The organism is uncultured Phascolarctobacterium sp. (assembly GCF_905212365.1).
Lineage (GTDB): Bacteria > Bacillota > Negativicutes > Acidaminococcales > Acidaminococcaceae > Phascolarctobacterium_A.
In genome coordinates this window covers 1-10,971 of record NZ_CAJMEH010000066.1, presented here as the reverse complement: position 1 = coordinate 10,971, position 10,971 = coordinate 1, and the positions used below count along the sequence as shown (strand labels likewise).

Sequence of the window (10,971 nt, the reverse complement as noted above, 5' to 3'; positions counted from 1 at the left end):
CCGCCGCAATCGGCTTCCTCCAAAACGCGCAGGCCCGCGTGCGCCGCGCACAAACGCCGCAGCTTCTGCGCCGCCGCCACAGCGGTCTCCGCCATTTGCCTGCCGTAAGCCTGCACCTGCGTGCGCGCCGCGTCCAGGCTGGCCATCAGCAAATAATTAGGACTGGTGGTCGTCAGCACGCTCATCACGTCGGCGGCCCGCTGCAAGTCAAGCCGCTCGCCCTGCACATGCAGCATACTGCACTGGGTCATCGCGCCCAAAATTTTATGCGTGCTTTGGGCGCAGGCGTCGGCGCCGCTCTGCAAAGCCGAAGGCGGCAGCAAATCGCTGAAGCCCAGGTGCGGCCCGTGGGCCTCGTCCACTAATAAAACCGCGCCATGCGCGTGACATACCGCAGCAATTTCCGCCGTGCGCGCCGCTACGCCGTAATAATTGGGCGTCGTCAGCAAAACGGCTTTAATCTCCTTATCCTTAACTAAAGCACGCTCCACCGCCTCCGGCGTCACCTGCATTTGTAAGCCGAAGGCCGCGTTAAATTCCGGCTGCAGATAAACGGCCTCGATACCGCCCAAAATCAAACCGCCGGCCACGCTGCGGTGCGCGTTGCGCGGCAGCAGCAGCCTTTCGCCCGGCTGCAGCGCTGTCATCAGCATAGCGTGAATCGCCTGACTGGTGCCGTTGACCGCCCAAAAGCAGGCGTCGCTGCCGTAGGTTTGGGCAGCCAAAGCCTGCGCTTCTTTAATATAGCTGACAGGCTCGTGAATATCGTCCAGCTCGCTCATCAAAGAAACGTCCATGGCCGCGCCGCCGCCCAGCTCCTGCCGCAGCAGCCTTTCCATACCGCGCCCGCCCTTATGGCCGGGCGTGTGCAGCGGATACACGTTTTCATATTTATAACGCAGCATGGCGTTTACCAACGGCATACCCGCGTCGTCTTTGTAAAAATTCATTTCGGCCTCCAGGCGCACTATTATGCGCCGCTATATCTTAATATTTTATCATACCCATCATTTTAGCACAAATAAAAAATACCGCCGCAGCCGTTAAGAACAAATTAGCCCTATGTTAAAAAATTTAATTCTTACCTCTTCTTTGAAAAACAAAAAACAGTACCTCCGGTTACCGTAAAATCTGTACTCGGATTGGTACTGCTGAATTTCGCCTGCAGCTGATAAACCTGACGAAATAATCGCGGCGCACTTTACACGCTGCCGTTTACTGCTTGTTAGTTATTAAAGCTTTTTATACTATAAAATAAATTCCGGTTTTGGACAAGAACACCGTCCCCGCCGCCTCGGTCTGCTTCACCAAGATATAACGGCCAGCGTCATTAAACGGCGAACTATACATTCTTATATTCATTTAACCCCGCGAGCCTCCTTCCCTTTTACGGCAATACAATAATACAGATAAACTTACGGCATAGAATTAAAGCGAACATTTTTTCCTATCGCGTTTTGCGAGGGGAAACCATTTTATATTCGCAACAAACCTTCTATGACTTTATACACCAAATAGATTATTCTAAGTATTATTACAACTAATATAATGTATAATCTCCCTTGAAATATACTATATTTAGATTTTTTAAAACCAATTTTAATAGAAAAGGCAGTAAATCCAAGTAACAATGTATCTATAAAAATATCTATCAACAAATCAGTCAAGAGGAACACCACCTTTACTAAAGACAGATATTCTGTCCCAAATCTTATCTACTGTTACCTCTACTACGCCACCTGCAACTACACCAATAACTATTCCTGTTGGTCCAGCAATAACGCTTTCCATTAGTTTACCTGATGCATTACTGATTGCAAATTTTCCAACTTCTTTTTCCCATTTTATATCTTGATTATCTATAAAATCATTACTTAATTTTATAAATAGCGAACCACCAGAAATAAGTGGTACTTCTTTCAAAACCGATGATACCATCTTACCTCCACTATTATAATAAATCTTGAAAGTTTTACTACTACCGGGATAAGATTCTATCATAATATAGTCCGGGAAATTTTTCGATACCATTTCTTGTAATGCTTTATCTTTAGTTGTATCTATTGTATTACCAAATATAGCTTGAGCAAAATCATCAAATGTATCTGCATACTCGCTGTCTAAGTTCTGTTCACCTCCTTCCATTACTTCTGTCTCTGTTTTTGGTATATGTCCAAATTCTGTTGCCAGTTCTTGGTCTAAATCATTATTCTTCGTTGCGCTGGATGCTATAGCTCCGCCAACTTCGCCACTTCCACTTACGGCTTTATCCACTATTGTTCCTAAAGCTGCGCTTATCCACTGCATTGCCGCCGGGTCGTCCTGCGCCGCTTTCCTTATTTCTTCAATCAACATTTTATTGATTGCCGCCGCGCTGATGCCCGTAAGCATATCTTTCCCTGCCAGCTTGCTCATAATGCCGCCGACAAGTCCATGCAGCAAGGTTTTCTGTACCGCTGTCAAATCCTTCATATCATGAATTTGATTATACGCTATCTCTCCAAACAATCCTATCAGCTCTTGTCGTTCTTCAATAGATTTCTTGTTGAAGATTTCGCCCAGCTTATTCAGGCTGTTCTGCGTATCGCGATTCAGTTGGCTTACGTCCTGCTTCTGCTGCTCTTTATCCCTGATTTCAATCGTACCCTCGGCAATGGCGGCTTTCGTCGTGCTTTCCGCTTCGTCCGCAGCAGGCATACCGATATTCGGCGTTACGCCTTTTTCGTTATAATCAGCTCCGTTATCGATATTCACATTTGCGCCTATACCGCCGGCTTCGTACTCAGCTTTATTGTGAATATTCTCCCACGTCAGCGTACCGGTAGAAATTTTATTCTTTTCTGCTTCCGCTTCGCTGGCAATTACGCCGCCTTTCAAATCCGTATTGCTGCCTACATAAATATCAAAGCCTTCTTCGCCTGCGTAAATGCCGCTTTGCTCCGTTACGCTGCTGTACTGGCTGTCAATATTGCTCGTGCCCACGCTGCTCGTTACGCCGCTGCCAGAAATTTTGGCGCTGCTGTCCAGATTGATTTCCAACCCAAAGCCGCCGCTGGTATTTTTCTCCGTATAATTATTGCGGTCCTGCTTGCTTGCAATATTCAAATCGCCGCCCACGCTGCCGCTTACCTTTTCGCCGCTCAGCTTGCCGCCTTGAATATTCGTATCGCTGCCGCTGGTAAAGCTTAAATCCTTATTAGCTGTTACGGAGCTTTCATTGTAAGCCGTGCTGTTGGCGTCCACTTCGCCCTTGGCCTTGCTGCCGCCCACAGTAACGCTGCTGACTGTGCTGCCAATCTGCTCGCTGTTTTGGTTAGCGTATTCGTCCCGCTGTTTTTCCTTGCCAATGGTAAAGCCAAATCCTCCTCCACTCAAAAGCCCGCTGGTCAGGCTGCCCGCCGCGTTGAGCAGCGAGCCGTAGGCCAGCCCCCCGTTCTGGTTATAAATATTCGCCGCGCTGATAACGCCGCTGTTATCTATATCGCCATTAGTAACTATAATTAAATTGCCGCCCCTAGTTATACGTATCATAATGTTTTAAAATCAGTACCCCCTAATTAGTATAAACTTCTACTTTCCAGTGACACTTATTATTCTTATCATTTTCCAAAAAAGTTATAGACAAAATAAGATTTCTTTTTTGATATTTATTGTCAACGATTTTATGCCAACCATTTTCAGCAAGAGACGAATCATATATTTTTAATATTTCTTTTTTGTCTTTAGAAGAAATATTAGTACTTATCAATACTGACGGTACTAAATAGTTTTTTATATATTCTCTACGACTGCTTTCTAGCCAAATAGATTTTCTTACTTCTATTTTTTTCCCATCAAAATCACTAATTATTTCTTTACTTATTAAATCATCAGCATATTCAACGGCATTCAATTCATTACGTAAAAAATATTCATTTTTACCTATCTCAAAATCAATCTTTCCATATACCGAGTATATGACAATTATTAGAACTATTATTATGGTAAAAGCTACACTAAATTTATTCCCTCTCCAGTAAAGTTTTACTAATCTATTCCTACCCACTCCTCTCATTTTTTCCTATCTCCTACGTAAGAACTTATAGTTATACTGCCATTTAATGCAAAACCATCTGAAGATAAATTGCTACCTATCGTTTGAACTATATTACCATTAGAAGACAGAGAGCCACCTCTAACACTATTTAATATATTCCCAACGAATCCTATACCCACTCCTGTCATTGTATCTATTAATTCTTGCCTATTTATAATTACCTGATTATGTCTGTCGGTTACTTTACCAATACTTTCATTCCAACTAGCCGAAGATTTTGCTAACAGATTACTTAATTTACTCAAATCAAATGTTTGCATATTAACGCCATATCCGAATTCAATGGTTTGAAATATATCATTATATTGATTTACGGCTACTGTTATTGCTATTGAAGCACCGGCAAGCCCCAAATTAGTTGATACAGAATAAAACTCTCCATCTCTTAATGAAGTTGTATCGAACCTATTAATTTGCGCCTGCATATAGCTAGGCACTATTATCTTACTATCAACAATAATTTTTCCGCCTTTAGCACCAGGAACTAAATATACTTCATTGCCAGACGCATCTACACCTACGTTTACTGGAATATAAAATTCATTGTTATTTTCATCTATGTATGTAGGTGTATCTTTTTTATGCTTTTCAAACCAAGCTTTTTCCTGTTGCTTAGAAACCTCTTCGTTGTCACTAAAAATCAACTTAGTTTCATTGTCAGTTTCGCTTACAATATTCTCGCCGCGCAGTATGGCGTCGATTTTCGCCCGCATACTGCCGCTGTTGCTTATGGTTTCATCTGCTTCGGCCGTAATATTTTCTGCGGAAATCCCGCCTCTATTCAGCAGGTTTTCACCGCGCAGAGCCACCGTGCCGTCGGCCTTAATTGTGCCGATGTTTTCCACCGTTCCTTGCGCGTTCAGCGTCAGACGGCCCGCGTTATTAAACGGCGAACTATACATTCTTATATTCATTTAACCCCGCGAGCCTCCTTCCCTTTGACGGCAATGCAATAATACAGATAAATTTACAGCAGAGAATTAAAGCGAACATTCTTTTCCCATCGCGTTTTGCGAAGGGAAGAAGAAAAACTTAATATTAACAAATATGCCTAGTTAATTTCCAAAAAGCATTGACTTGTTTCATGTATTTTATTTGGATTAATTTAGGCAAAATACATATTTTAAAAATAATATTTTTCATATATACTATACCAAAAATCACTCCACAAGTTATCCTTGCATCCTACAATCAAAACGCCGTCTTTTTCTTCTGTAAATACAGCTACATATTCTTTCTGTACAGCCTGATATTTTTTATTATTTATATCTGCAACTTTCCAATCTAAATTCTTAAATTTTTCCGACAGATTGTCGTTATCTGCTTTTACGACAAATATTCTATTCCCACCTATTATCGGAAACATATTAAAATATGTAATATTGCTGTCATTTTTATAAACAGAATGTATTAAATACATTAATGTTGTTTCTTGTTGCCGTGAAATAGAATTATTTTGCAAGTTTAAGAGAATGGGAAAGAGCAACGAAAAATATAATACTATAAGTATGGTTCCGACAAAACAACCTATTATAAATTTTATCCAACAATTAGATATGTCTAGATTATTTTCTTTAAAAAATTTATTTAATATTTTTATCATCAAAGACTCCTTTTACAATATTACTCAATCTTACAATAAGCTTACCATTTTCTCTTTTCATAGATACAATTTTAGTATTATTATAATATTTATAATTATTTGTTTTATCTTGTGTAAAATCATTACTCTGGAGAAACTTCTTTAGCTCTTTTTCGTATTGTCTATCGAAATCATCTGCTTGCCAAGAAATAGCAAACACTGACATCTTTCCATGATTTTGAACAGAAATCATAGCTCCATCAGTTTTTGGCAATGGCATTTCATTATACATCCTTACAATTTCACAAGGAGTTTTTTGTTCTAAATATATATCATTATATTCTTTGAGAAAAAAGAATATAGCAAACAAGAATAATATTACTTGTATTTTTCGTTGCCAATGTAATTTTAAAAAATCAGTTACTACTATCATCATAATTTAAAAATCTCCGTTAGCTACATCATTCTTTTTCCCTAAATATTTCGTATAAGAGCCACCACATACAAATGAAACAGACGAACTTATAAATTTTACTTTGAATGTATAACCTTTTCCATTCAAATAATTTCCTATTCCGCCTCCAGCTACTCCAGAAGCAGTATACGAAAATCCTTGCATTTGCTCGCGAATCACATCAGGGTCTGTTACAACATTACCAGAACTATCTTCTAACCAACCTACACCAGCTTGTATATTTACTGGCGTACTAAATCCAGCACTACCAGTAATATCAGTGCTAGAGTACACATCATTACCCGGTGTATTAAATATTATAGCAGCATCTGATATGCCTCCAGATATTACCTCACCCATACTAGCGCCAAAAGCTAAAATACGACAATATCCTTCAGGAAGATCACTTACATCAACATCTTTAATAGATTTTCTAAATTCAGGAATATATTCCCACAATAAATTATTCTTCGTACCGCTGGCCGCTGTGCTTGCACCTGCCTGCGCGTTATTGGCAACTATTTCAGCTACTACGCCGCCTATCAGCGCGCTGGCCCACTGGTGCATTGCCGGGTCGTCCTTAAACATCTCGCTCAGCTTATTCAGGCTGTTATTACTGCTTATTAAGCGCAATTTATTTTTTATGTATCCATTCCTTAACACAGTAAAATAATATTATTCCTCCATATATGCACATGCCATTATTCGCCAATTCCATGTAATTATATCGAAAACAAAAATACTCAAAACAAAAAAAGCACACGTTAAAACATATTTGAAAATATTTTTTCTTTATAATGTCATTTTTTACAAAAAGCACAAGTATAGCCAATGCAGAAAGTGTTATAACAATCAAAACTTGCTCACTCATTATTTTATCTCCACTCTAATTCTAAAAATAGTTTTCCCTATTAAATGTTTAGCGTTATTATACTCTGAAATATCAACGTACTTAAAGCTCATCTTCATATTGTCTTTAACAAAATATTGACCATTATCCACAGCTTGCCAAGCATTTTTTTCGGCATTCTCTTTAAATAAACGGTATACTTCTTCTTTACTTAAAGCTGTGAATAAAGTTTCTTCAAAATCTCTACTACCTCCTATATGTTCTGTAACTTTTGTACGTTGCAGCCTAATTTCGTCAGTTATAGGCATCACAATATCCACTTCTCGAACTATTAACTTTTGTTTTTCAGGTCCATTATTCAAATTATATAAACTATTATATGCACTATGCAGTTCCAAAAAAATATAAAACGCTACAATTACATAAATAACCCTATAATCGCCTCTCGTGCCTACTTTTAACCACATACTTCAACCCCCCTAACTTATTTTCCTAAATAGCTACCTATACTAATACCAGCATTTCCTCCCATTCCTGATGTGCTAATATTAGATTCTGAGATACTCACAACTCTATTGCCATTAGATGCAAAACTTGCGTTCTTATTAGCAGAGAAAATCGTACCTCCTGCTACAAATGAAGTTCCTGTCAAAGTATCTCTGATTTTTTCAGGATTACTAACAATATTGTTTTGACTATCATACACTATAGCCTTACCTTCTGAATAAGCCATTCCAAAAGATAAAGAGGTTAGACTACTTATTTTCTCTAAAATATTTTTATCAACTCCTCCTAAAATTTTTATATCCTGATATTTTTCACCTGTATTTGTTATGGACAAACTGATAGCTACACTGCTAAATCCAATAGACAAACTCTGAGATACGCTATATATTTCACCATCTTTCAAAGAACTGTAATCATAGGAATTTATTTTATCCTGCATAAATTCAGTCCCTACGAGCTTTTTATCTACTGTAAACTTTCTCTCGCCTGGCCCTGGATAAAAATAGACATCGTTTCCAGAAATATCTTTCCCTACATTAACAGGAACATATAATTCATTACCCTTTTCATCTTTATAGAATGCTTCATCGTTTTTATGAGCTTCAAACCACTCCTTTTCTTGTTTCTGCGAAAGCTCGCTGTTCTCGATAAAAATATTTTTAGTTTCACTGATATTGTTAGCATCTGCAAGGGCCTTTAGCATTTTTTCATACTGCTCATGCGTTAAATGATTATACTTCTCCGTGCTAATCGCACCCGAAGCGCCAGCCTGCGTGTTGCCACTGACAATTTCGCCTGCAACAGCACCCAGCACTCCTGCCGCTATCTGCTTCACAGCCGGGTCATCTATTTCATTTAAAGCTCCCTGCATGGATTCCAGCAGCACCGTTCCGCTTGCTCCCGCCAAGAAATCGCCGTTAGTCCATTGTGCTATCAGCCCGTCGATAAAGGCGTTCAGCGCTGCTTTTTCTTCTTTGCTGATTTTTCCTGTCAAATCGCCAATAGCCCTGTGGGCAGCTTCTTGGAACAAGCCTGCAAATTCTTGTTTTTCCTTAACATCATCGTCAAGGTCAAAAATCTCTCCCAACTTGTTCAGACTGTTCTGCGTATCCCTATTCAGTTGGCTTACGTCCTGCTTCTGCTGCTCCTTATCCCTGATTTCAATCGTACCCTCGGCAACAGCAGCTTTCGTCGTGCTTTCCGCCTCATCGCCAGCAGGCATACCTATATTAGGCGTTACTCCCTTTTCGTTATAGTCCGCACCGTTATTTATATTTACGTTCACACCTACACTTCCGGCTTCATATTCAGCTTTATTATGAATATCCTCCCACGTCAGCGTGCCGGTTGAAATTTTATTCTTTTCCGCTTCCGCTTCGCTGGCTATTACGCCGCCCTTGAGGTCGGTGTTTTTCTCTACACGAATATCAAAGCCTTTTTCGCCTGCGTAAATGCCGCTTTGTTCCGTTACGCTGCTGTAATTGCTGTCGATGTTGTTGCTGCTTGCACCGCCTGTTACGCCGCTGCCGGAAATTTTTGCAGTATTATCCAAATTGATTTCCAGTCCGAAGCCTCCGGCAGTATTTTTCTCCGTATAATTATTGCTGTCCTGCTTGCTTTCAATATTCAAATCGCCGCCCACGCTGCCGGTTACTTTTTCACCGCTCAGCTTGCCGCCTTGAATATTGGTATCGTTGCCGCTGGTAAAGCTCAAATCCTTATTGGCTGTTACAGAGCTTTCATTGTAAGCCGTGCTGTTTTCTTTTACATTGCCCTGCGACTGGCTGTATCCGGCGTTAATACCCTGTAATCCGCCTGTTCCAACGGTTACTCCTATACTGCCGCTGCTGGATTTAGAATCTTGTTTTGTTACGTTGGTGTTTTCAGACGCAGTTATATTAAGGTTTTCCTTAGCGTTCAAGCTTACGTTTTCGCCCTCTATATTGCTGCCCTTAATGTTAATATCCCTTTCCGTCGCCGTAATATTAACGTCGCCGCCCGCCTGCACCTTGCTGCCCTGCGCAATTACTGTGCTGCTTTCGCTTTCGCTCTTGCTTTTGGTACTGCCAATGCTGATGTTAATGGTCACGCCCTGGCCCTTGGCTATGCCTTCCACTTGATACTTACAAGAGCGGCATAAAAATTTCTGGTTACCAAATTTATCCTTGCCATATTTATAGAAACTGTGAGAATTGTTGCATTGAGAGCAACTTAAGCTTATAATTTTCTGCATGAGGCATAGTCCTTTCTGGTTATTTATTTTCTGGCAGAAACATCATACCATTGAAAGGTACTATGCCTCAATTCTCATTTAAGTCAACAGTACGATATAATACTTTTTTTTAGCAAAATGGATAGTGTATTTTGGTGCTTCATAATATATTTTTATTTTCTCTTTTTTCTAATGGGGGCGCAAATCTAAGTAAAAATATATGCTCGCCTTTTTGAAAATAAAAATAATCTGCAGTGCATAAATTATCTCTTCTATCTATTTCTAATTGATACCTACTTTCTTTCCAACCAGATTTTAACAATTGCTCAGTATAATATTGCTTTACTTCTTTTGCAGACATATCTTTTGTTAAAAAGAAAGCATGTGAAGCCAAAGCCCGTTCTGGACTTCTAGCAGCCGCTATAAGCACTTCATTTAGAGGTACAGTGGAACCATAAACACAAAAAGTAGGAATACAAGCCTGCAGCTCTTCTTCCGATTTTTTTATATCATCACCATAGATAAATCTATGTAAAAAGATGACAATAAAAGGAAATAAGAGCATAACAATGATATTTTTCTTACGCTTCCTTATGTATTCAAACAAAATATTCATAATTCTATTACTTACTCCTAATCTAATCCATATTTATTATCCATTGAATCATTGTATATATTCTGCGCTTTATCCTCCACTGTTTGTGTCTCGGAACCAGAAATACTAATTTGAGGCGTCCCTATTCCCTTAACAATTAGTGTAACCTTGCCAGCATATTTAGAATTAAAAGGAACCGATATTCCTCCACCTACTCCCAAATAAATATTAGCTCCTACACTTGTTCCTGTTAAAATTTCTTCTCTGACTTTATCATCATTAACATCTACACTAGAATCAGAAGCAATTATTTTTACAGCTACCAATGATAAGGAACCACTAATACCATCAGGTCCAATGCTACCACCAGCAGCCAAATAATGTTCATTATACTTTAAATCGTATATATAACTATATTCAGTACCAAAACCTCCTGTTACAATAATAGCGTCAGACTCGCTATTTTTCTCAATAAATTTAATAAACGATGATTTTATTGCATCAATATTTTCTTGCGTTGCAGGTATTCCTTGTTCTTTACAAAATTCCTCCGCCCTGCCATTATCAAATACCAAATTAGCCAATTCATCTGGTTTAAGCAACAGGTCATTATTCTTCGTTGCACTGGATGCTATAGCTCCGCCAACCTTGCCGCTGCCACCTACGGCTTTATCC

11 protein-coding genes and 1 pseudogene are annotated in these 10,971 nt (G+C 39.5%); all 12 read right to left on the bottom strand.

Annotated features, from left to right (window positions below):
- Positions 1–950, bottom strand: a 950-nt coding sequence (locus tag QZ105_RS09210) for an aminotransferase class I/II-fold pyridoxal phosphate-dependent enzyme (protein ID WP_293729626.1), incomplete at its 3' end; no start/stop codon positions are given.
- Positions 951–1,659: 709 nt separating this feature from the next.
- Positions 1,660–3,531: a hemagglutinin repeat-containing protein gene (locus tag QZ105_RS09205; protein WP_293729625.1), complete on the bottom strand. Its 1,872-nt coding sequence runs from the start codon at positions 3,529–3,531 to the stop codon at positions 1,660–1,662.
- Positions 3,532–3,553: 22 nt separating this feature from the next.
- The gene (locus QZ105_RS09200) at positions 3,554–4,054 is read right to left on the bottom strand and encodes a hypothetical protein (RefSeq protein ID WP_293729624.1); all 501 of its coding nucleotides are present in this window, start codon (positions 4,052–4,054) and stop codon (positions 3,554–3,556) included.
- Positions 4,051–5,010 (bottom strand): hypothetical protein, encoded by a 960-nt coding sequence (locus QZ105_RS09195; RefSeq protein WP_293729623.1) that lies wholly within the window; start codon positions 5,008–5,010, stop codon positions 4,051–4,053. The genes QZ105_RS09200 and QZ105_RS09195 overlap by 4 nt, the downstream gene beginning before the upstream one ends.
- 209 nt (positions 5,011–5,219) lie before the next feature.
- Complete coding sequence (locus QZ105_RS09190) at positions 5,220–5,699, bottom strand: hypothetical protein (protein ID WP_293729622.1); 480 nt, start codon at positions 5,697–5,699, stop codon at positions 5,220–5,222.
- A complete protein-coding gene (locus tag QZ105_RS09185) occupies positions 5,680–6,114 on the bottom strand; it encodes a hypothetical protein (protein ID WP_293729621.1) in 435 nt (144 codons plus the stop codon). Before QZ105_RS09185 ends, QZ105_RS09190 begins: the two co-directional genes overlap by 20 nt.
- Positions 6,115–6,117: 3 nt before the next feature.
- Complete coding sequence (locus QZ105_RS09180; RefSeq protein ID WP_293729620.1) at positions 6,118–6,720, bottom strand: hypothetical protein; 603 nt, start codon at positions 6,718–6,720, stop codon at positions 6,118–6,120.
- Between the two features lie 282 nt (positions 6,721–7,002).
- Positions 7,003–7,449 carry a hypothetical protein gene (locus QZ105_RS09175; RefSeq protein WP_293729619.1) on the bottom strand — a complete coding sequence of 149 codons (447 nt, stop codon included), beginning with the start codon at positions 7,447–7,449 and terminating at the stop codon, positions 7,003–7,005.
- Between the two features lie 17 nt (positions 7,450–7,466).
- Entirely contained in the window at positions 7,467–9,578 is a 2,112-nt protein-coding gene (locus tag QZ105_RS09170; protein WP_293729627.1) for a hemagglutinin repeat-containing protein, read from the bottom strand.
- Positions 9,579–9,605: 27 nt separating this feature from the next.
- Positions 9,606–9,722 (bottom strand): annotated as a pseudogene (locus QZ105_RS09165) (IS1 family transposase); the annotation flags it as partial.
- 139 nt (positions 9,723–9,861) lie between these two features.
- Complete coding sequence (locus QZ105_RS09160) at positions 9,862–10,317, bottom strand: hypothetical protein (protein ID WP_293729618.1); 456 nt, start codon at positions 10,315–10,317, stop codon at positions 9,862–9,864.
- Between the two features lie 17 nt (positions 10,318–10,334).
- Positions 10,335–10,971: hypothetical protein (locus QZ105_RS09155; protein ID WP_293729617.1), on the bottom strand; the 637-nt coding region annotated here is incomplete at its 5' end.